General features: G+C 65.7%; 17 protein-coding genes. 10 read left to right on the top strand and 7 right to left on the bottom strand.

Going from position 1 to position 22655, the window contains the following annotated elements; all coding sequences use genetic code 11:
- Positions 1-98: 98 nt before the first annotated feature.
- Positions 99-1805: a RecQ family ATP-dependent DNA helicase gene (locus tag U0042_RS02170; protein WP_114809660.1), complete on the bottom strand. Its 1707-nt coding sequence runs from the start codon at positions 1803-1805 to the stop codon at positions 99-101.
- Between the two features lie 197 nt (positions 1806-2002).
- Here U0042_RS02170 and U0042_RS02165 point away from each other — a divergent pair, with 197 nt between their 5' ends.
- Both U0042_RS02165 and U0042_RS02160 read left to right on the top strand, forming a co-directional pair.
- Positions 2003-3172, top strand: coding sequence for a zinc-dependent alcohol dehydrogenase (locus tag U0042_RS02165; RefSeq protein WP_114809659.1), 1170 nt, complete (start codon positions 2003-2005; stop codon positions 3170-3172).
- A 30-nt stretch (positions 3173-3202) separates the two neighbouring features.
- On the top strand, positions 3203-3835 hold the full coding sequence (locus tag U0042_RS02160; RefSeq protein WP_114809658.1) for a hypothetical protein: 633 nt from the start codon (positions 3203-3205) through the stop codon (positions 3833-3835).
- Positions 3836-3861: 26 nt separating this feature from the next.
- On the opposite strand, the gene U0042_RS02155 is transcribed toward U0042_RS02160, so the two are convergent.
- Positions 3862-4812 (bottom strand): alpha/beta fold hydrolase, encoded by a 951-nt coding sequence (locus U0042_RS02155; RefSeq protein WP_232833256.1) that lies wholly within the window; start codon positions 4810-4812, stop codon positions 3862-3864.
- Positions 4813-4864: 52 nt separating this feature from the next.
- A complete protein-coding gene (locus U0042_RS02150) occupies positions 4865-5422 on the bottom strand; it encodes a TetR/AcrR family transcriptional regulator (protein ID WP_114810045.1) in 558 nt (185 codons plus the stop codon).
- A gap of 717 nt (positions 5423-6139) precedes the next feature.
- Between U0042_RS02150 and U0042_RS02145 the strand changes: the two genes are divergently transcribed.
- Together U0042_RS02145 and U0042_RS02140 are read left to right on the top strand one after the other, a co-directional pair.
- Positions 6140-7705, top strand: coding sequence for a methyl-accepting chemotaxis protein (locus U0042_RS02145; RefSeq protein WP_114809656.1), 1566 nt, complete (start codon positions 6140-6142; stop codon positions 7703-7705).
- A gap of 143 nt (positions 7706-7848) precedes the next feature.
- On the top strand, positions 7849-9660 hold the full coding sequence (locus U0042_RS02140; RefSeq protein ID WP_114809655.1) for a methyl-accepting chemotaxis protein: 1812 nt from the start codon (positions 7849-7851) through the stop codon (positions 9658-9660).
- Positions 9661-9730: 70 nt separating this feature from the next.
- On the opposite strand, the gene U0042_RS02135 is transcribed toward U0042_RS02140, so the two are convergent.
- Positions 9731-10465, bottom strand: coding sequence for a GntR family transcriptional regulator (locus U0042_RS02135; RefSeq protein ID WP_114809654.1), 735 nt, complete (start codon positions 10463-10465; stop codon positions 9731-9733).
- A gap of 307 nt (positions 10466-10772) precedes the next feature.
- On the opposite strand from U0042_RS02135, the gene U0042_RS02130 reads away from it, so the two are divergent.
- The 6 genes from U0042_RS02130 to U0042_RS02105 all read left to right on the top strand — a co-directional run bounded on the left by U0042_RS02130 (position 10773) and on the right by U0042_RS02105 (position 17903).
- Positions 10773-11759, top strand: coding sequence for an ABC transporter substrate-binding protein (locus U0042_RS02130; protein WP_232833255.1), 987 nt, complete (start codon positions 10773-10775; stop codon positions 11757-11759).
- A 120-nt stretch (positions 11760-11879) separates the two neighbouring features.
- The gene (locus U0042_RS02125; protein ID WP_114810043.1) at positions 11880-13394 is read left to right on the top strand and encodes an ATP-binding cassette domain-containing protein; all 1515 of its coding nucleotides are present in this window, start codon (positions 11880-11882) and stop codon (positions 13392-13394) included.
- Entirely contained in the window at positions 13391-14329 is a 939-nt protein-coding gene (locus tag U0042_RS02120) for an ABC transporter permease (protein ID WP_114809653.1), read from the top strand. Before U0042_RS02125 ends, U0042_RS02120 begins: the two co-directional genes overlap by 4 nt.
- The gene (locus U0042_RS02115) at positions 14326-15366 is read left to right on the top strand and encodes an ABC transporter permease (protein WP_114809652.1); all 1041 of its coding nucleotides are present in this window, start codon (positions 14326-14328) and stop codon (positions 15364-15366) included. The genes U0042_RS02120 and U0042_RS02115 overlap by 4 nt, the downstream gene beginning before the upstream one ends.
- A gap of 60 nt (positions 15367-15426) precedes the next feature.
- Positions 15427-16350, top strand: coding sequence for an SMP-30/gluconolactonase/LRE family protein (locus tag U0042_RS02110; protein WP_114809651.1), 924 nt, complete (start codon positions 15427-15429; stop codon positions 16348-16350).
- Complete coding sequence (locus U0042_RS02105) at positions 16347-17903, top strand: altronate dehydratase family protein (RefSeq protein WP_114809650.1); 1557 nt, start codon at positions 16347-16349, stop codon at positions 17901-17903. The genes U0042_RS02110 and U0042_RS02105 overlap by 4 nt, the downstream gene beginning before the upstream one ends.
- Here U0042_RS02105 and U0042_RS02100 read toward each other — a convergent pair.
- From U0042_RS02100 to U0042_RS02090, 3 genes are all read right to left on the bottom strand, one after another.
- Entirely contained in the window at positions 17896-19554 is a 1659-nt protein-coding gene (locus tag U0042_RS02100; protein ID WP_114809649.1) for an amidohydrolase, read from the bottom strand. The genes U0042_RS02105 and U0042_RS02100 overlap by 8 nt on opposite strands.
- A gap of 22 nt (positions 19555-19576) precedes the next feature.
- Positions 19577-21178: a DUF3138 family protein gene (locus U0042_RS02095; protein ID WP_198665234.1), complete on the bottom strand. Its 1602-nt coding sequence runs from the start codon at positions 21176-21178 to the stop codon at positions 19577-19579.
- Between the two features lie 165 nt (positions 21179-21343).
- The gene (locus tag U0042_RS02090; protein ID WP_114809647.1) at positions 21344-22465 is read right to left on the bottom strand and encodes a polyamine ABC transporter substrate-binding protein; all 1122 of its coding nucleotides are present in this window, start codon (positions 22463-22465) and stop codon (positions 21344-21346) included.
- Positions 22466-22655: the final 190 nt, after the last annotated feature.

The following is a 22655-nucleotide window of genomic DNA, read 5'->3' as shown; positions in this document are numbered from 1 at the left end:
CGCCTTCTTTCCACGCTGTACCCGCCGATGGCCGGAGCCCTGCGAAGAGCAGGCTCCGGCCATCGGCTTTATGGACCGCCATTGCGCAGGTCGATGCGTCAGGCACGCTTCACGTAGCCGGCAAGAAACGTACGCGTCGTGCCATTGGGAAACAGGATGACCACCTGGTCGCCGGTAGCCAGCACGACTTCGCCCTGGCCGTATCGCGCCACGCGCACACGTTCACCCACTTGCCAGCCGCGCTGTGCCGCTTCGCGCCGGCGGCGCGCAGCATTCGGCAACGACGCGCGTTGCGCGGGCGGCAGCGCATGCGCGGTGGGCGGATGCAGACAGTTGTCGCAATGCCCGCAGCGTTCCACTTTGCCGCTGTCGTCGAAGTGTTCGAGAATCAGCCGCCAGCGGCAGCGGCCGCTTTGCGCGTAATCGATCATGCGTTCCAGCACGCGCTTGTCGCGACGGCTCATTTCCTCGAAACGCTGCACGGCGTCTTCGATGGCTTTGCGCGCAGGCGCGGTGTCGGGCAGTCTGATGCGGCGGCGCCGGTCGCGCATCAGCACACGCTGCTCGGTGAGCATCTTCACGCAGACATCGAGCTTGTTGCTGCCCACCTTTGCGCCCGCCTCGGGCAACGCCTCGCGTAATTGTGCAAGCGTGAGCCCGCCCGGCGACGACTCGCGCGAAGCCGCGAGCGTATCGCAGACACGCTGCGCCAGTGCGGCATCCGGGTAGCGCCCCGCCATGAAGAACTGATGGATGCGGCGGTCGTTGAGATCGAACAGCAGCACGCAATGCGCCGCTTCGCCGTCGCGCCCCGCGCGTCCCGTCTCCTGATAGTAGGCGTCGAGGCTGCCCGGCATCTGGTAATGGACGATGAAGCGGATGTCGGGCCGGTCGATGCCCATTCCGAACGCGTTTGTCGCCACCATGATGCGTGCTTCGCCCGACATGAAGCGCTCCTGCTCCGCTTCGCGAACACGCGCCGTGAGCTTGCCGTGGTATCGCGACACGGCTTCGCTGCCGTGCCGTTCGGCGAGCCAGTCGCGGATACGTTCGGCTTCCGCGACCGTGGCCGTGTAGACGATGCCGGCGCCCTCGAATGCTTCCAGCGTCGTCAGAAGCTGCGCGCGCTTGCGTTCGGTCGCGCGGGACGACGCCTGCGGTCCCGCCGCGCTCGTCTGCACGACACGGTACTGCAGATTCGGCCGATAGATGCCCGTGCGCACCACGTTGGGCTCGCGCATGCGCAGCGACTGCACGATGTCGTCCGCCACTTCGCGCGTGGCCGTGGCGGTCAGGGCAAGGAGCGGCGGGCGGCCAACGGCATCCAGCGCGACGGGAATATCGAGAAACGCAGGGCGAAAATCGTGGCCCCACTGCGAGATGCAATGCGCTTCGTCCACCACCGCGAGGCTCAGGCGCGGTGTATCGGGCTGCCGCAGCAGATCGATGAAGGCGGGCGACGCGAGCCGCTCCGGCGTAACGAACACGATGCGCACTTCGCCGCCCGCGATGCTCGCCAGCGCCTTGCGCTCCTCCGTGCGCGTCACCGTACTGTTCACCAGCACGCTTTGCACGTGGTTCGCGGCGAGCTTGTCCGCCTGATCTTTCATGAGCGCGATGAGCGGCGACACGACCAGTGTGAGCCCCGGCAGATGCAGTGCCGGAAGCTGGTAGCACAGCGACTTGCCCGCGCCCGTGGGCATGACGGCGAGCGTATCGCGCCCCGCAATCACGCTGCGGATGATGTCCTTCTGACCGTCGCGAAGGCTTGCGATACCGAAGTGCTCGCGCATCGTCTTGCGCATGGCGCGTAGCGCGCGTTCAGGTGGTTGGGGCACGAGCGATCCCTGGTGGGCGTTGGACGGACGGCAGGCGGGACCAAGCACGGCGCGTACCTCGACGCGGAACGGCGATTGCTGATTCCGTCACGGCTATCCAGTCCGGCGCGAGTCGCGTGCCGGCCGCAACCCATGACCGGCGATCGACGAACGGAGGATGCAGCATGAGAGCGCTCACGTGGCACGGCAAGAAAGATATTCGGTGCGACAGCGTACCGGACCCCGCAATCGAAGATCCGCGCGACGCCATCATCAAGGTGAGCGCGTGCGCCATCTGCGGCTCGGACCTGCATCTGTTCGACGGTTTCATGCCCGGCATGGAGAGCGGCGACATCATGGGGCACGAGTTCATGGGCGAGGTGGTGGAAGTAGGCAGCGGCAACAGCGCGCTGAAAGTGGGCGACCGCGTGGTGGTGCCGTTCACGATCATTTGCGGCGAATGCGACCAGTGCAGACGCGGCAACTTCTCGGTATGCGAGCGCACCAATCGCAACAAGTCCGTGGCCGACAAGGTGTTCGGTCACACCACGGCGGGCCTCTTCGGCTACACGCATCTCACGGGCGGCTACGCGGGCGGGCAGGCCGAATACGTGCGCGTGCCGTTCGCCGATAAAACCCACGTGAAGATTCCCGACGGACTCACGGACGAGCAGGTGCTGTTTCTGGGCGACATCTTTCCCACGGGCTGGCAGGCGGCCGTGCAATGCGATATCGAACCGCACGATACGGTGGCCATCTGGGGCGCGGGGCCGGTGGGGCAGATGGCGATTCGCAGCGCCGTGCTGCTGGGCGCGAAGCAGGTGATCTCCATCGACTACGTGCCCGAGCGGCTTGCCATGGCGCGCGCGGGCGGCGCCATCACGATCGACTTCAAGGAAGAGAGCGTCGTGGAGCGCCTCAAGGAACTCACGCAAGGCAAGGGTCCGGAAAAGTGCATCGACGCCGTGGGCATGGAATCACATGCCACACGCTCCATTGATTCCATGTACGACCGCGCGAAGCAGGCCGTCATGCTGGAAACGGACCGTCCGCATGTGCTGCGCGAGATGATCTACGTGTGCCGGCCGGCGGGCACGCTTTCGGTGCCAGGCGTGTACGGCGGCCTGCTCGACAAGATTCCGTTCGGCGCTGCCATGAACAAGGGCCTGACGTGGCGCATGGGGCAAACGCATGTGAACCGCTGGACCGACGACCTGTTGCGCCGCATTCAGGAAGGGCAGATCGATCCGTCGTTCGTCATTACGCATACGGTGCCGCTGGAACGCGGGCCCGAGATGTACAAGACGTTCCGCGACAAGGAAGACGGCTGTATCAAGGTGGTGCTCAAGCCGTGAGCGCGAAGCGCCGGTCATGAGGAGACGTGCATGAGCGAAAGTTGGGAAGTGGAACAGGAACCTGCCCGCGAGCCGACGCGGCGAACGTTGCGGCCCGAGTCGCTTGCACGCGGCCTGGGCTGGTTCAGCATTGCGCTCGGTGTGGCGGAACTGATCGCGCCACGCGCCGTGTCGCGCGGCGCGGGCATGAACGAGCATGCCGGCCTTGTGCGTCTGTACGGGTTGCGCGAACTGGCGTGCGGTCTGGGCATCCTGGCGTCGCGAGACCCTTCGCCGTTTCTCTGGGCGCGCGTGGCAGGCGATGTGGCGGATCTCGCCACGCTCGCCGCGGCACACGACGATACGCACGAGCGCAGCCGCGAGCGGTCCGCACGGGCGGCCGTGAATCTCGCGGCGGTGACGGCGCTGGACGTCTACGTGGCGAGCCGATGTTCGGATCGCCGTGCATTGCGTGATCGATACGGGCGGCTCTCCGGGTATGACTACGAGGACCGCACCGGTTTTCCGCAGGCGCCGGACCAGATGCGCGGCGCGGCGTTGAAAGACTTCACGACGCCGCGCGACATGCGCACGCCCGAGGCGCTGCGCGGCTACGCGACCGGTAACGAGGACGACCCGCATGCGGGCATGAGCGAGGAAGAGCGGCGTCGGAAGCTGCATTGACGGCACGCGCACGGGAGCGTCTCTGCCTACGCGAAGAAGCGCGCGAGTTCCGCAGCAACGGTGGCCGGTTGCTCTTCGGGCAGGAAGTGCCCGCAATGTCCGATGGTCACGCCCTGCACGTTCGCGGCGCAGGCCTGGAGCGGTGCGGCCATGTTGGGGATGGAGCCCTGGTCGGCGCTCAATGCGAGCACGGGCATCTGCAACTTGCCTTTCTCACGGAGCGCGCGATTCTGGCGCGCCGATTCATCGGCCGCGCGATAGTAGGCAAGCCCCGCACGCAGGCCGCCTTCGCGCGTGAAGACGCGCACGTATTCGTCCATGTCGGTGTCGGAAAACGTCTGCGGGTTCGCGGTCTTGCGGCGCAGAAACCAGTCGAGGTAGGTGCGCTCTTTTCCTTCTATCAGCAATTCCGGCAGGTCGGGTATGGCGTGAAACGCGAAGTGCCAGGTGCGCCACGCGCGATCCGGGGCAATGGGCAATGCGTCGGGCAGCGTGATGCCGGGAATGCCCGCGTCGAGCAGGGCGAGGCGCATGACGTCTTCGCCGAATAGCGCGGCATAGGGATACGCGACCCAGGCGCCCACGTCGTGCCCCGCGAGATAGCAGCGCTGCACGTCGAGCTTGCGAAGCAGCGCGTGCAATCGCGTGGCGAGCGTTTGCGTGTCGTAGCCGTCCAGCGGACGGTCGGAATCGCCCTGGCCCGGCAGGTCAGGCGCGATGACCCGATAGCGCGTGCCCAGCAGCGGCATGACCTTGCGCCACGCGAACCAGCTTTGCGGATAACCCGCGAGCAGAACGACCGTCTCGCCATCTGTCTTGCCGCCGGTCACGTAATGAAGCCTGACGCCGTCGACGCTTTCGAAGCGATGATCGAACCCGTAGAGTTGTGCGTCCGGCAGCGAAACCGGACCGGGGTCGATGGCACGTGCGGAGATGGGCGCGGCACTGGGCATGATGGACTCTCCTGGTGATTGCATGAGTGGCGCCTCTTTATAGGAAATGATCGTTTCCAAATGAGGCAAAAAAATTTCAGGTCAGCAGCTTCAGGGCCTGATCGGCTGCAGCCACCATGTCGTTGCGCGTGCGCCCCGACTTGCCGATCAACCGGAAACCCTGGAGCACGGCAAGCAGCACGCGAGCCACGGCCGTTACGTCGATATGCTGCGCGACCGAGCCGTCTTCCTGCCCTTGCCGGAGCAATTGGCGCAGCAGGTCTTCGGTACGCCGCATGGCAGCCTCGACCTGGGCTGCGATTTCGTCGTCGAAGGTGGCGAGCGCCGTGGCGCTGGAAACCACGAGACAGCCGCGCCGACCTTCGCTGCCGTGCGACGACTGCGCGTAGAAGTGCAGCATCGCGCGAATCTTTTCGTAGCCGTTTGGTTGCCGGTCCAGCAGCTTGCGCAGCGCGGCATTGCGCATGTCCACGTAGTGCGCGAAGGCCGCGAGAAAGACGCCGCGCTTGTCGCCGAATGCCTTGTAAAGACTGCCTGCGGTAAGCCCCGTTGCGTCGCTCAGATCGCCCACGGAAGTGGCGTGATACCCGCGCTCGCGAAAGACATGCACGGCGCCATCGAGCACCGTAGCCATGTCGAATTCGCGCGGACGGCCGGGCCCGCGTGAGGAAGCGGAGGAGATGGAAGCGGAAGCCATGCGGCGATTATAGGAAATGATCGTTTCCGAATCAACACATGAAGCAGCGCGGCGTGCTTTCCTTGGCACGCTGGCCTGATCGATGCCCTTGCTCTATTTGCTCGACACTTGGGCGGTCTCGCCCACCGTAGTGGTCGTGCGCTTCACCGAACGCACAGCTTCGCCGATGCCGGCCCGGAAAAGCGATTATCAAAATAGCGCTTATCAGCTTCCCGAAGCCGATGTATAACCGGACGGCCCTTTCCCGTTTGGTCGTCGTCGCGGCTTTACTTAAAGCTGTAGAGAACGGCGGTCGATCTTGGAACTTGAGGGCGCGTGCAATGAAATATCCGATTATTTTTTCAGGGCCGCATCGACTTAAAATGAGATATGCCCCGGCAGTCGACATGGCGCGCGACGCTTCAAAAATCGCGCCTGATCCCAAAGCTCACGGGGTTGCGTGCAGCGTTCTGCCGCGCGGCGTTGCTTGATTCATGTCAATCGGCGCTGCTTTCCCGCTGAAATAATCCGGAGCAGAGCGCTTCTCCGGATTCCAGTCACACGCATAACACGCATAACGGCGGGTAAGGAAAAGCGGGTTGCAGCAACAATATTGAAAGATTAGATCTGGTTGCGGAATAACAGAACATCTTCGAAACGACGGCGGAATTCAGCATGTATCTGGGAAATATGAAAATCGGGGTGCGCCTTGGCGCGGGTTTCGGCTTTGTCTTATTGCTCATGACGGCGTTGATCGTGGTGGGGCTCGTGCGGCTGACGAGCATCGGCACGATCAACGACAGGCTGGTGGGCCGCGAATGGGTCAAGGCCGACGCGGCCCATACCATCGATGTGCTCACGCGAGCGAACGCGCGCGGCACCATGGAGCTGTTCGTCACGACGGACGCAAGCAAGGTCGCCGCGATATACGAACGCATCGACGGCAACAAGAAGGCCATCACCGAGGCACTGAATACGCTCGGCACGCTGGCGGAGAGTCCCGAAGAGAAGGCGCAACTCGAGCAGACCACGGTCGCACGTGTGGCCTACGTGAAGTCCTTCAGCGAGGTCGCGCAATTGCTGAAGGACGGCAAGCGCGATGAAGCTACCGCGACGTTGAACGGCGCAACGCTGCCCGCGCTGGACACGCTTCAGGCGCGCATCAAAGACATGGTGGACTGGCAGACTCAACTCGTGAAGGCGAGCGCCGCGCGTGGCCGGCAAGACATCGATTCGGCGCGGCATCTGATGGTCGAACTGGGCGTGGCCGCCGTGTTGATGGGCATTGGCTTCGCGTGGGCCATCACGCGGTCCATCACGCATCCGCTGGGCGAGGCGGTGCGTGTTGCACGCACGGTGGCCTCGGGCGATCTCACGAGCCACATCGACGTGCGCACGAACGACGAGACCGGCCAACTGCTGCACTCGCTCAAGGACATGAACGAAAGCCTCAAGCAGATCGTGCGCAAGGTGCATCACGGCGCGGACACCATCGCCTCCGCGTCGAGCCAGATCGCGAATGGCAACCTCGACCTGTCTTCGCGCACGGAAGAGCAGGCCAGTTCGCTCGAAGAGACGGTGGCCTCCATGGAACAGCTCACGAGCACCGTGAGGCAGAACGCGGACAACGCGCGGCAGGCCGATCACCTCGCGCGATCCGCATCGGAGGTCGCGGTGAAGGGCGGCGCCGTCGTGCGGCAGGTGGTGGGTACGATGAACGACATCAAGGTGTCGGCGGGCAAGATGGTGGACATCATCGGCGTGATCGACGGCATCGCGTTTCAGACCAACATCCTCGCGCTGAACGCCGCCGTGGAAGCGGCGCGCGCGGGCGAAGACGGGCGCGGCTTCGCGGTGGTGGCGGGCGAGGTGCGCAACCTCGCGCAACGCTCCGCGGTGGCGGCGCGCGAAATCAAGGAGCTGATCGGCGGTTCCGTGGCCAACGTGGACATGGGCGGCGAACTGGTGGCCCAGGCTGGCGCAACGATGGATGAGATTCTGCACAGCGTGCAGCGCGTCACCGATATCATGGGCAACATCACGGCGGCGAGCGAAGAGCAAAGCCTCGGCATCGAGCAGATCAACCAGGCCATGGGCCAGATGGATCAGGTCACGCAGCAGAACGCGGCGCTGGTGGAAGAGGCTGCCGCGGCCGCCGGCTCGCTGCATGAGCAGGCCAACCAGCTTGCGCTTACGGTGGGCGCATTCAAGGTGGAGGGCGCCAACCCGGCGTTCGCTTAGTTCGCCCGTTACTCACGGTTTATTACATCCACCCAACGTCGCCTTAAAACACAAGTTTTTCCTCCTTCGTGCCGATAAACCGTCCGGAGATCTGTTTCCGGAAGTCAGCCACCCATCGTCACGAAAAATAGGAAAAACACAGCATGCTTGCAACGATTCGAGCGCGTATTCTCGCGACCTGTGTCGCTATCGTCGCCACGGCGCTCATCATGACGGGCGGTCTTGTCTATGTCGTGGTCAAGCACCACAACGACGAGACCATCAACGAGAATCTGAAGTCGACGCTCGCAGGGCAGGCGCTCGCCATCGATCAGTGGATCGCAAGCCGCGCGAAGCAGGTGGGCGTGCTGGCCGACGCCGTGCCCGCGGGCGACGGCGACCCGATGCCGTCCCTGCGGCTCGTCATGCAGTCCGGCGGTTTCATTGCGGTGACGCTGGGTCTGGCCGACAAGACGGCTTACTCGCCCACGCCGCTGCCGGCCGGTTACGACCCCACGGCGCGGCCCTGGTACAAGCAGGTGGTGGCCGCGGGCCATCCCATCGTGACCAGCATCTATCGCGATGCCGTAACGGGCAAGCCCACGTTCTCGTTCGTTGCGCCCGTCATGCGTGACGGTTCGATGAAAGGCGCCATCGCCGCAGGCGTGCTGCTGGAAGGCGTGAGCGGCATCGTGGCCGCCATTCATCCCACGCCGGCAAGTTCGGCGTTTCTCGTCGACAAGAACGGCAATCTGCTGGCCCTCGGCAAGACCGATCTCATCATGAAGCCGGCCACCGACCTTTCGCCGGACCTCACGGCCCAGGCGCTCGATTCGCTGCAGTCGGCGGACGCGCCCATCGAAGTAACCATCGACGGCGCAACGAAGTTGCTGCGTGCCGAGCCCATTGCCGGCACCGATTGGCGACTCGTACTCGCGCTCGACAAGTCGGACGTCACGGCCGGCATGCGCGCCGTGGCCACCACGACGCTCGTGTGCATCATCGTTGTCGTGCTGGTGGCGGCGGCACTGGTGGGCGCGCTCACGAACGCGGCCTTCCGGCGCATCCTGCTCGTACGCGACGCGCTCAACGACGTGAGCAGCGGCAGCGGCGACCTTTCGAAGCGTCTGCCCGAAGAAGGCAACGACGAAGCCGCGCAGATCGCGCACGCCTTCAACCTGTTCAACGCGAAAATCAGCACGACGCTGCTGCAGATTCGCGAGAGTACCGAGTCGGTGCGGGTGGCCAGTTCCGAGATTGCGCAAGGCAACCAGGATCTGTCGAGCCGCACCGAGCACACGGCGTCCAGTCTCCAGGAAACCGCCGCCGCGCTCGAAGAGATTGCCGGCACCGCGCGCAACTCCGCGGATGCAGTGGCGCAGATGAGCCAGCTCGCGGAGTCGGCCTCGGGCGTCGCGATGCGCGGCGGCCAGGTGGTGAGCGAGGTCGTGTCGACCATGAACGAGATCACGCAGGCCTCCACGGAGATTGCGGACATCATCGGCGTGATCGACGGCATTGCCTTCCAGACCAACATCCTCGCGCTCAATGCGGCGGTGGAGGCGGCACGCGCCAGCGAGCACGGCCGCGGCTTCGCCGTGGTGGCCGGCGAAGTGCGCGCGCTCGCGCAGCGCAGCGCGCAGGCGGCGCGTGAAATCAAGGCGCTGATCGAGTCGTCGGTGGGCAAGATCGAAGCGGGTTCGCGCCTCGTGCAGACCGCGGGCACGACGATGGACGAGATCGTGGCAGGCGTGCGCGGCATCACGAACGTGATCGGCGAAATCAGCGTGGCGACGAACGAGCAGAGCACCGGGCTCGGTCAGGTCAACCAGGCGCTTTCGCAGCTCGATCATTCGACGCAGCAGAACGCGGCGCTGGTGGAGCAGTCGGCGGCATCGGCGGCGCTCTTGCGCGAACAGGCCGAGAAGCTCGCGCAGGCCGTGGGCGGGTTCAGGCTGGCGGGCGTGCGGGGCTAAGCACAGAGCGGGCGGATTGCGAAGCACCCGCAGTGCTTCCAGGCTCGAGGGCGGCACAGGCCGCCCTTTTTCATTCCTCGCTTTCGAACAGATCCACGTGCGCGTCGAACACGCGCTGCTGGCGCTGTAGCGCATCGTCGAGATGCGCGAGCAGCGCGCGCTCGGCGGCATCGGCGTCGTGCCGCACAAGCGCGTCGATGACCTGCTGGTGCTGCGCGAGCGTGAGCGCGCCTTCTTCGGGCTCGCGAGCCGTGACGTAACGCACGCGGTCGATGGGCGCACGCACCAGTTCGATCAGCTGGAGCGCCTTCGGCAACTGCGCGGCGTTGCCCACCGTCGTGTGAAAGCGATTGTCCTGGCGGATCGATTCCACCGAATCGCCGCGTTCCACCGCGCGCCGGTGCATTTCCTGAATGTCGTGCAGCAGATGCAGCTCGCGGTCGCTGATGCGCTCCGCCGCGCGCCGAATGCTCGCGCTTTCCAGCACGCGCCGCAGCAGGGCGCTTTCGGCGAACTGCTCGCGGCGCACCGGCGCGACGAACGTGCCGGACTGCGCCGCGATGGTCACGAGTTCTTCGCGCGCGAGCTGCTGAAGCGCCTCGCGCACCGGCGTACGGGAAATGCCCAGCGTTTCGCTCAACGCGCGTTCGAAGACGACATCCCCCGGCAGGATCGCCATGGTCACAATGGCTTCGCGCAACAGCTTGTAGATTTGCGTGGACAGCGGCTGGGCGCGGTCGAGCGCAGGCTTGCCGGGCAGCACGCGCGCAATGAACTGCTGCGGATCGTTACGTTCTGATTTCATGGGGTCAGGGTAATGCGGCCGGCGTGGGAAGACAAAAAATGCTCGCGGAAATGCTCACAGCGACGCGTTCAACTAGTATATTAGTTGCCTGCTGCGACCGTTAGTGCCATCGGCACAGTCGCCGCCACCGGCCACGTCTTCCCCCGTCCCCATTCGCTGCCGGCCTTGCCAGACTTCGCCGGAGCCTCCATAGGCAACGCGGCGGGCAACACAGGGCAACACACGGGAGCACCGCGCGTGTCCGGACATAACAGAAAGGAGACAGCAAGTGCGTTCGTTACTCGCTTCAGCAGTTCTCGGACTCTGCATGGTCGGCGCCGTCGGCATGGCGTACGGGCAGGCCGCCACCGGCAACACCTCGTCCATGAAAATCGCGCTTTCCAACAACTACGCGGGCAACAGTTGGCGGCAGACCATGTTGAAAAGCTGGGCCGAGGTGGCCGACCCGGCCGTGAAGTCCGGCGTCGTGGCCGCGGCCCCCACCTTCACCACCGCCGAAAACCAGGCCACCGAGCAGGCCCAGCAGATCCAGAACCTGATCCTGCAGGGCTACAAGGCCATCGTCATCGACGCCGCCTCGCCCACCGCGCTCAACGGCGTCATCAAGCAGGCCTGCGGAGCCGGCGTCACGGTGGTCACGTTCGACGGCATCGCCACCGAACCCTGCGCCTACCGCATTGCCGTGGACTTCCACAAGCTCGGCTCCATGCAGGTGGACTACATGGCCAAACGCCTGAACGGCAAGGGCAACCTGCTCGAGATTCGCGGGCTGGCGGGCGTTTCGGTAGACGACGAAATCCATCGCGGCATCGTGGACGAACTCAAGAAGTACCCGGGCCTCAAGATTGTCGGCTCCGTGCATGGCGACTGGACGCAGACGGTGGCGCAGAAGCAGGTGGCCGGCATTCTGCCCACGCTGCCGAAGATCGACGGCGTCGTGGCGCAAGGCGGCGACGGCTACGGCGCGGCCAACGCGATCAAGGAAGCGGGGCGTCCCACGCCCATCATCATTCTGGGCAACCGCCAGGAAGAACTCGCGTGGTGGGCGGCGCAGCGCAAGACCGGCAACTACGACACGCTTTCCGTCACCATTCCGCCGGGCTGCTCGACGTTCGCGTTCTGGGTGGCGCAACAGTTGCTGGCCGGCAAGAAGCTGCCGCACGACATCCAGATGCCGCTGCTCGAAGTGCAGGCCGACCAGCTCGACAGCGTGCTCGCGAAGACGCCGCAAGGCGGTCTCGCCAACAAGCTCTATACGCGCGACGAAGTGCTCAAGGTGGTGGACGCGAAGTAGGTTGCCGTGAGGCGTGAAGCGCGGCGCGCAGCGTTCGTCATGCGCGCCGCGGCATCGCAAAACACGTCGCAAAACGTTGCAAAGGGCACCGCGAAAGACACGACACCAGGGAGTCGGGCATTGAACGATCCAGCTGTATCGAACGCCACCTCGCCGGACGCCGACGTGCTGATCCGCCTTGCCGGCATCAGCAAGACGTTCGGACGCGTGAAGGCGCTCTCCAACGTAAGCTTCGATTTTCACGCGGGCGAGTGCGTGGGCATTGCCGGCCACAACGGCGCGGGCAAGTCCACGTTGATGGCCGTGCTGACGGGCGTGTTCACGCCCGAAGAGGGCACCCTCGCCATCGACGGTCGCGCGGTGAGTCACTACGACCCGAACGCCGCGCGAGCCGCGGGCGTGCGCTGCGTGTTTCAGGAACTGTCGCTCTGCGCGAACCTGGGCGTGGCGGAAAACATGACCATCGTGCATCCCGGGCTGCGCGGCGGCGACTGGCGCAAGCGCGCCACGCGCCTCATGCGCGAACAGCTCGACGCGATCTTTCCGGGCCACGGGTTGAAGGGCCATGAACTGATCGGCGACCTCACGCTCACGCAGCGCCAGATGGTCGAAATTGCGCGCGCTTTCACGGTGACGGGCGACCCCGTCAAGCTCGTGATTCTCGACGAGCCCACCTCGAGCCTGGACGCGCACACCGCGCAGCAATTGCTCGCGTACATTCGCCGCGCGGGCGAGCGCGGCATCGCCACCATTCTCATCAGCCACATGCTGGGCGAGATTGCCGAAGCCGCGCACCGCGTGCTCGTGATGCGCGATGGACGCGTGGCCGCCGTGCTGCCGCGCGAGTCGATCACGCACGACGCGATCATTCGCGCGATGGGCCAGCACGTGGACGTCGAACCCGACGCCGCCGCCGCGGCGCAAGGCGCGCGCAGCGCCGCCGCGCAGGATGCGGGCGCCTATAGTTGGGCGCTGGGCGGCCAGCGGCAATGGCGCATCGAAGCCCCGCACGGCGAGGTGATTGGCCTTGCGGGGCTGGCGGGCCAGGGGCAGAGCGAGGCGCTGCTCTCCATCTACGAAGCGGCGACGAAAAGCCATGAGCGCGTGGCGTTCGTGGCCGGCGACCGCGCACGCGACGGCGTGTTTCCGCTGTGGTCCATCGCGCAGAACCTCGACATTCGCTGGCTGCTCGACCGCATGAAGAATGGCACGGCGCGGCGGCCGTCGCTTGCGAACGTGATCGACCGACGCGCCGCACAGGACGTAGCCGACGCGTGGCGCGAACGCATCGGCATTCGCGGCGCGCCGATGAAAGCCAACATTCTTTCGCTTTCGGGTGGCAATCAGCAAAAGGTGCTGTTCGCCCGCGCACTTGCTTCGGATGCCAAACTGATTCTCATGGACGACCCCACGCGCGGCGTCGATATCGGCACCAAGCGCGACATCTACCAGCTCGTGCGCAACGAAGCCGCGCGCGGCCGCACGTTCATCTGGTACACCACCGAGAACGACGAATTCGCCTACTGCGACCGCACCTACGTGTTTCGCGCAGGCGGTATCACGCGCATGCTGCTCTCGCACGAATGCGACGAGCAGTCGCTGCTTGCGGCCAGCTTCGAGGAGGCCCACGCATGACCCTCACGCTCGACCGGGCGCGTTTGCGCGCGTTGCTGCCCGCGTTCTCGCTGGTGGCGGTGCTCGTGCCCATCTTCTTTTTGCAGCCGGCCACGTTCAGCTACTTCGGCCTGGGGCTCTTGCTGAACCTGGCCGTGCCGCTCGTGCTCGCCACGCTCGCGCAGCTCGCCATCATCACGGCGAACGACCTCGATCTCTCGATTGGCCCATTCGTGAGCCTCGTCGCGTGCATCGGCGCCACGTTGCTCGTGAACCAGCCGCTCGTCGGCGTGGCGGCGCTCGCGGGCTGCGTGGTGCTCTATGCCGCCGTGGGCGCGCTCGTGGAGATGCGCCAGATTCCGTCCATCGTCGTCACGCTCGGCCTCTCGTTCGTCTGGAACGGGCTGGCCGTGTTGCTGCTGCCTTCGCCGGGCGGCACGAGCCCGGCGTGGATCAGCAGCGTGATGGGCTACCAGACGCCGCTCGTTGCCGCGCCCATTCTGTGGTCCACGGTGATTGCCGTGGTGGGGCATCTGCTCCTGATGCGTTCTTCGGTGGGCGTGCGTTTGCGCGGCGCGGGCGGCAATCCGCGCGCCATGAGCCGCTTCGGCTGGTCGCTCGTGCGCAGCAAGGCCACGCTCTATGCGGTGGCGGCGCTCTTCGGCGTGCTTTCGGGGCTGTGTCTGCTCGGGCTCACCACGTCGGCCGATGCGAACCTCGCGTTGCGCTACACGCTGATGTCCATTGCCGCCGTGATCCTCGGCGGCGGCGAATTCGTGGGCGGTCGCGTGTCCGTGATCGGCGCGGTGCTGGGGGCCGTGACACTCACGCTCGCGGCGTCGTTCCTCGCCTTTCTCAACGTGTCGTCGGACTGGCAGATCGCCGTGCAGGGCGCGATTCTGATCGTCGTGCTCTCGTTGCGCGTGCTGCTGCAACAACGGGGAGGCGAGCAATGAGCGGCGCCCACGAAACCCGCCGCGAGGTGAAGGCCGTGCCCGCCGTTCATCAGCACGAACGCCATGAGCCCAGTGCGGGCACGCCGCTCTCGCAGCTTGCTGCGCGCTTCAGGCCTTCGCAGGCGCCGTGGCTCTGGTCCGTGGTGGGCGCGGTGCTCGTGTGGCTCGTCACCGCGGGCGTGTTCGGCTTCGGCATTGCAGGCAACGTCGTGCAGACGGCGCTCGTGTTCGCCATCTTCATGGTGTTCGTGGGCCTCGGGCAGATGCTCGTCATCACGGCGGGGCCCGGCAACGTCGATCTTTCGATTCCGTCGGCCATCGCGTTGAGCGGCGTGGTGGGCGTGCAGGTCATGAAGAGCCAGGACAGCATGATCGCGGCGGGCATCGGCGTGGCGCTTGCCGTGGGCGTGCTGATCGGTCTTGCGAACTATCTGCTGATCCGCTTGCTGCGCATTCCGCCCATCATCGCGACGCTCTCGTCGAGCTTCATCGTGCAGTCGGTGGCAATCACGCAAAGCCGCGGCATGCCGCCTCCGCCGCCCGCGCTGCAGGCGTTCTCGCACGATCGCTTCGTCGGCTTGCCGGATATCGCGTGGCTCGTGCTCGCGGTTTCGATCGTGCTCGCGCTGTTGCTCTATCGCACGGTGTTCGGCCGCAGCCTCTCGGCGCTCGGGCAAAACGCGCGCGCGGCCTGGCTTGCGGGCGTGAAGGTGGAGCGCGTGCGCTGCCTCACGTACGTGTTGTGCGCCACGTTCGCCGCGCTCACGGGGCTGCTGCTGGCGGCCGTGTCGGGCGGCGCGGCGCTCGACATGGGCGTGGAGTACATGCTGATTTCGGTCGCGGTGGTGGTGATCGGCGGCACACTCGTGACGGGCGGCCGCGCATCCGTGGCGGGCGTGTGGGGCGCCTCGATGTTCCTGTTCCTCACCAACGCCATGCTCAATGCGCTGGGCGCCGGTGCCGGCGTGCGCTCGGTGGTCTACGGGCTGCTGATCATCGCGGTGGTGGCGCTGGCGGGCGGCCGGCCCGCACGTTAGCCGCCATCTTTTGCACGCAGTCCTGCCTTGGCTATAGAACGACAGAACGAGGGTCCAACCATGCAACCCAACGAATATGAAGTCCACGACGCCCGCTTCCGGGCGCTACTGCAACCGAACGCGCAGTTCGAAAAACTCGCGGGCGGCTGCATGTGGGCCGAAGGGCCGGTCTGGTTTCCCGCGGCCGAATTCCTCGCGTGGAGCGACATTCCGAACAACCGCATGCTGCGCTGGGTGCCCGGCGCAGGCGTGGGCGTGTTTCGCGCATGCTCCAACTTCAGCAACGGCAACACGCTGGACCGCGAAGGCCGCCTCGTCACCTGCGAGCACGGTACGCGGCGCGTCACGCGTACCGAGCACGACGGTCGCATCACCGTGATTGCGGACCGCTACGAAGGCAAGCGGCTCAATTCGCCGAACGACGTGATCGTGCGCTCGGACGGCTCGATATGGTTCACCGACCCGGACTACGGCATTCTGAGCGACTACGAGGGCTACCGCGCGCCAAGTGAGATCGGCAACTGCAACGTGTATCGCGTGTCGCCCGACAACGGCGCGGTGACGCCCGTTGCCGACGACTTCGCCAAGCCCAACGGCCTCGCGTTCTCGCCCGACGAAACGCGGCTCTATGTGGCGGATTCGGGTTCGTCGCATATCGAAGGCGGCCCGCATCACATTCGCGTATTCGACGTGGACGCGCACGGCACGCTACGCAATGGGCGCGTCTTCGTCGACGTGGCGCCCGGCGTGCCCGACGGCATGCGCGTGGACGAGCACGGCAACGTCTGGACCAGCGCAGAGGACGGCATTCATTGCTACGCGCCGGACGGCACGCTGCTCGGCAAGATTTTCGTGCCCGAAACGGTAGCGAACCTCGTGTTCGGCGGCCCGAATCGCAACCGCCTGTTCATTGCGGCGAGCACGTCGCTGTATTCGCTTTATGTCGGCGTGCGCGGCGCGGCGACTTATGGAGACCGGTCATGACGACCTCTGAAATGGCTGCGCCTCGCAATCTGTCGAAGGCGCTGATTCTGCTCGACGCACGCGACGACGTGGCGATTGCGCGCGAACAACTGATGCCCGGCACGCGGCTGGACGACGACGGCAACGTGGCGGGGCTGATTCCGCCGGGCCACAAGGTCGCGCTGCGCGACGTGAGCGCGGGCGCGCCGGTGCGCCGCTACGGCCAGATCATCGGCTTCGCGAGCAAGCCGATTCGCCGCGGCGAACACGTGCACACGCACAACCTTTCGATGGGCAACTTCGAGCGCGACTACGCTTACGGCGAAGAAGCGCACGAAACCGCGATGGCCGCGCAACCCGCCACGTTCCTCGGCATTCGTCGCGACGACGGCCGTGTGGCCACGCGCAATTACATCGGTATCCTGACTTCTGTGAACTGCTCGGCCACGGTGGCGCGCGCCATTGCCGACCACTTCCGCCGCGACATTCATCCCGAAGCGCTCGAACGCTATCCGAACGTGGACGGCGTGGTGGCGCTCACGCACGGCCAGGGCTGCGCGCTGGACGCCGAAGGCGAGCCGCTCGTCGTACTGCGCCGCACGCTGGCCGGCTACGCGCGGCATCCGAACTTCTACGCGGTGCTGATCGTAGGACTGGGCTGCGAGACGAACCAGATCGACGGGCTCGTCGCGTCCGAGCATCTGGAGCGCGGCGCACGGCTGCGCACGCTGACCATCCAGCAGACGGGTGGCACGGCGCGCACCGTGGCGGCGGGCATCGAACAGGTGCAGGCGCTGCTCGCGGATGCGAACCGCGTGACGCGCGAGCCCGTGGAGGCGAAGCATCTGATGGTGGGCCTGCAATGCGGCGGCTCAGACGGCTATTCGGGCATCACGGCGAACCCCGCGTTGGGCGCGGCTGTGGACCGGCTCGTCGCGCACGGCGGCACGGCCATTCTTTCGGAGACACCGGAAATCTACGGTGCCGAGCATCTGCTCACGCGCCGCGCCATCTCGCGCGAAGTCGGCAAGAAGCTGATTACGCGCGTGCGCTGGTGGGAAGCGTATTGCGCGCGGCTCAACGCGAACATGAACAACAATCCGTCGGCGGGCAACAAGGCGGGCGGGCTCACCACGATCCTCGAAAAGTCGTTGGGCGCCGTGGCCAAGGGCGGCACGACGCGGCTGGTCGAAACCTACGAATACGCGGAAGCCGTGCGTGCGCATGGCCTCGTGTTCATGGACACGCCGGGCTACGACCCCGTCTCCGCCACGGGCCAGGTGGCGGGCGGCGCGAACCTCATCTGCTTTACGACCGGACGCGGCTCGGCCTATGGATGCGCGCCGTCGCCCTCGCTGAAACTGGGCACCAACAGCACGCTGTGGCAGCGCCAGGAAGAGGACATCGACGTGAACTGCGGCCGCATTCTGGACGGCGAACAGACCGTCGATCAGGCCGGCGAAGAAATCTTCCGGCTGATGCTCGCGACGGCCTCCGGCCAGCGCACGAAGAGCGAACTGCACGGGTACGGACAGAACGAGTTCGTGCCGTGGCAGTTGGGGGCGATCATGTAGGCAGTGCGCCGTAAACGGCTTCGCCTTCGAACACCGTCATCGCCACTTCAACCTGCGCGACTTCGTGCGGCGCCACCGTGCGCAGGTCGTGTTCCAGCACCGCAAACGACGCCGGCCGCCCCGCGGCCAGCGTGCCGAGCGCGTCGTCCACACGCAGGCTGAACGCCGCGTGGTACGTGTGGGCCTGCAACATCGTCTCGAGGTCGACGCACTGATCAGGCAGAAGCGCGGCGGCTTGCGAGTCGCCGATGCTTGCGCGCCGCATGGCGCTTTCGAAGGCCACGAGCGGATTCTGCGTGGAGACTGGCCAGTCCGAACCGCCTGAGAGCATCGCCCCCGCGCGCTGCAATTCCGCGAACACGTACTGGCGCTCCATGCGCGCATCGCCGAGCAGCGATGTATAAAGCTGCCGCAACGCGGGCTCCATGTTGGCCCAGACGGCCTGGATGGACGCAATCGCGCCCGTCTCGCGAAAGCGCGGCACGTCGTCTGGATCGATCAACTGCACGTGTGCGAGCTGCGCGCGACGGTCGCGCAGATGGGCTGGGCCGCGCTCCCGATTGAGCGCATCGAGTGCGTCGAGCGCCATACGCACCGCGCGGTCGCCCACCGTGTGGAAGTGCAGATCGAAGCCCGCTGCGTCGGCGGCGAACACCGCTTCGCGCAACTGCGCGGGCGCCCAATGCGCTTCGCCTGCGTGCGGTACGTCGGCGTAGGGCTCGAGCAGCGCCGCGGTATGGCTTTCCAGCACGCCATCGATGAAGATCTTCGCGGTGTGGGCGCGCACGCGGTCCGTTGAGCAGGACGCACGCCAGTGCTGCATCTTCTCGATCTGCGGCGCGAGTGCCAGCGTGGGCGACACGAGCAGGCCGAGGCTCACGTGCGCGAGCAGTTCGCCAGCGTCGTCGGCACGCTTATAAGCGTCGACGAGACGTTGACCCACCATCGCGTCGAACCATCCTGTCACGCCGAAGCGATGCGCCTGCTGCAATGCCTTGCGCAATGCCGCTGCGGATTCCACCGGACTCATTTGGGGCAGATGCGGGAAGAGCCGGTACAGCGCGGCTTCATGCACGAGTCCATTCGGCTCGCCGTTTGCGGCGCGACCATAGATGCCGCCCTCGGGGTCCGGCGTCGAAGCGTCGATGCCGAGCAGGCGCAGCGCCGCCGTGTTGAGGCAACCGGAATGCACGTCGTAGCTGATCAGCAGCAACGGACGGTCGGGCACCATCGCGTCCAGCGCTTCACGGTTCGATTGCTCGCCGAGCACTTCCAGCACGACGTTGCCCGCCGCCACCCACGCGCGTTGCGGATGCGTCTGCGCGCAATGCTGCACGGCTGCGCGGATGCCGTCGAAGGTCTGGATGCCGCCCAGGTCGGCGTCGCAGGTCAGCTGGAAACCATCTACCGGATGCGCATGCGAATCCGTGAAAGACGGCACCACCATGCGGCCGCGCAGGTCGGTGGCCGCGCCGCCGCGAAACGCGTCGGGCAACTGCGCATGCTCGCCCACCCAGGCCACGCGGCCCGCGCGCGTCACCATGCAGTCCACGTAGCGCGGATGGGTGCCGCCCGTGTAGACGGCGGCGTTGTAGAAGGTGTGATCGCGATAGCGGGAGCCTGTGGCGTCGAGTTCGGAAACGAAGGTCATAAGCAGTGGCACTCGGGGCAAATCAGAACGAATAGAGAAACTGCGCGGCGAGCAGATCGTTGCTGCGTGAATAGCTGCCGTCGTTCATCAGGAACACGGGGTGGTTGGCCTGGTCGTGACGGTATTCGAGCTTCACGGTGATCTGATCGGTGGGGTAGAACAGCAGGTCCGCGGTGAGGTCGTAGCGGCGCGCACCCTTGCACTCCGTGCCGTTTGTCGTGGAGGCGCGCCAGCACGCCGGGTCGAGGCCGAAGCCGCTCGTCGGGTTCACGGACGGCACGGACCCGGAGAGCCCGTACGCAATGTTCGGCGCGCCGCCGCCGTTGGCGGAGTTGTCGAGATAGTCGAAGCGCAGCGTCGCGCCCATGTGGCCCAGCCACGCGCTCGTCCACTTGCGGTGGCCCTGTAGCGACAAGCCGTACCAGCGCGCGGTGCCGCCGTTCCATGCGCCCTTTTGCTGCTCGCCGTAGTCGAGCTGCGCGTTGAGTTGCAGCTTGTCGCGCGTGTAGGTGAGATCGGTTTCGATGTAACGCATCATCCCGAACGGCGACGACGAGGAGCATTGGTAGCCGTAGCCGCTCGCGCACGGCGAGAGCAGCGTGCTGCGGCCGTACATGCCGGCCACGCCGATGTCGAGCGCCGTGGACGGCACGCTGTCGTAGCGCACCACGAGCGAAGGCAGCCAGTTGCTGTGCGACGTGTTGTTCGGGCCGGATGCCACGGTGCCCGCCGTGTGCAACTGTTCGTTGGCGATGAACACTTGCCAGAAGCGCGTCATGGTGGCGTTGTTGCCCTTTACGCCCACGCCGAGAATGCTGCCGGGCTCGCTGAAGTCGAACAGCAGGTTATGCGTGAGCGTGACCATCTGGTTCGACGGCTGGAACTCGTAACCGATGGGGCTCGGCACGAGGCCCGCCACGAGCGTGGTGAGCGAATTGAGCGGCACGGTGGCGTCGGCCTGCGTCACGATGTTGTTGCCCACGCCGCCGCGCTCGTTGGTGAGGCCATTGCCGGCACCGCGATTCGGCTCGATCACGAGTTCCGCGGCAGGCGCGAGCGGCCCCACGCCGAAGGTCTTCTTGATGTCGAGATAGACGTCGCCGATCGTGCTTTCGTAGTAGTCGTAGACGCCCGCGTTGTGGTTCAGGAACTGGAAGCTGCCTGCGCCGCGCGCACGGTTGTAGAGGTAGACCGGGTCGATGTAGCCCGTCACGCTCAGCCCGGCGATGGGACCGTGCGTGGCGGCGTCTTCGAGCGCGTCGGTTTTCAGCGAGAGGTTGTTGACCTGCTCGCGCATCTGTCGCACGTCGTCGTTCGTGAGCATGGCGGCGGATTCGGAGGAGAGCGGTGCGGGCTGTCCCGCTGCGGGCGCTGCGTTTGCCGAAGCCGCAGGCGCCTCCGCCGTTGCCGCAGCCTCGCCGTGCGTATTCGGCCTCGATTGGCTCGCGCGCTGCTCGGCCTTGAGCGTTTTCACCTCGGCCTGTAGTTCGGCGATCTGTGCGCGCAATGCGCTGAGCGCCGCGTCGAGCTTGTCTGCCTTGCCGGCGGCGTTGCCTGTGCCCGCCGCGTATGCCGTGCCCTCGAACGCGAGGGCGGCCATGAGTGCCATTGCCTTGAGTTTCACGGTAAGAAGTCCCGTAGAAATGAACCGTAAAAGCGAACCGTCGAGACGAGCCAGCCCTGGCCGCGTGCTGGCGCAAGCGGCAAAGGGAAGGCGGGGAAGCGGAAGTGGCTGAGGCGCTGTTTGTCGTGTTGTCAGCGCGAGGCGCCTCGGGTCAGGCGAGCGTCGCTAGTCGGCCTTGTACTGCTGCCAGAGCCGCGTGATGAGGCGGTTGAGTTCCGTGGGCAGCGGCTTGACCGGTTGCAGCTGCGCAAACCGCTCTGCCGTGGGGAACACGGCGGGGTCGGCCAATACCTCGTGCGGCACGAGTCGGTTCGCGGACGGCACGGCGGTGGGATACGACGTGTCGTTGGTCAGGTTCGCGCTCTCCTGCTCGGAGATCACGAAGTTGATCCACTTGAGCGCGGCCTCGGGATGCGGCGCGTCTTTCGGAATGGCCATCACGTCGAACCAGATGGGGCTGCCTTCCTTTGGTAGCACGTACTGGATGTGGTACGTGCGATGCGAGTCGAGCGCGGCGCGCCGTGCGACATTGACGTCGCCGGACCAGCCGAACGCAATGCATACGTCGCCGCCCGAGAGGTCCGAGATGTAGCTGCCGGTGCTGAACTGCGAGACGTAAGGGCGAATCGCCTTGAGTACTGCGAGTGCATCCTGGTAGTCGCGCGGATTGGTGCTGTTCGGGTCGCGGTGCATGTACATGAGCGCGGCGCCGAACATGTCGCGCGGCGAATCGAGCAGCGAGATGCCGCAGTGCTTGAGCTTCGCGGCATTGGCCGGATCGAACAGCAGCGCGAGGCTGTCGAGCGGCGCGTCTTTGCCGAGCGCCGCCTTTACGCGCTCCACGTTGATGCCGAGGCCGTCCGTACCCCACGTCCAGGGAATGCCGTAGCGGTTGCCAGGGTCGGCCGCGGTGAGCATGGCCATGAGCCTGGGGTCGAGCAGCGTGGAGTTGGGCAGCTTCGTTCGATCGATGGGACGATAGACGCCGGCCTGCAACTGCTTCGCCCAGAACGCGTCGGACGGCACCACCACGTCGTAACCGGAGTTGCCCGAGAGCAGCTTCGCCTGCAGCGTTTCGTTGCTGTCGAACTCCTGATAGACCACGTGGATGCCGGTCGCCTTCTCGAAGTTGGCAACGGTTTCCTTGCCGATAGAGTTGCCCCAGTTGTAGACGTTGACGACTTCGGGCTCGGCATGGGCGCCCGCGCAGAGCGTGGCGGTGAGCGCCAGTGCGACCGTTTTGAAGCGCACTCCGAACAGATTTCTTGCTTTCACTTTTTTCTCCATCCCGCGTTGACCGGCTGCGTGTTTGACGGTGTGCTTGACCGTTGAATGCAGTGTACGAACGCGAAAAAGGCACGTCTGTCCCCGTCACGGGGGGACAGACGTCATGGGCCGACATGCCTTCTCGGGCGGCGTCCTCATAGGCGCCCCGTTTTTGTCGTGGTATGCATGCGCGAAACAACGCTGGATCAAG

Origin of the sequence: Paraburkholderia kururiensis (assembly GCF_034424375.1) — a bacterium.
Taxonomy (GTDB): Bacteria; Pseudomonadota; Gammaproteobacteria; order Burkholderiales; family Burkholderiaceae; genus Paraburkholderia; species Paraburkholderia kururiensis_A.
Note: the sequence above shows the minus strand (reverse complement) of the source record. Positions and strands in the feature narration are given on the sequence as shown.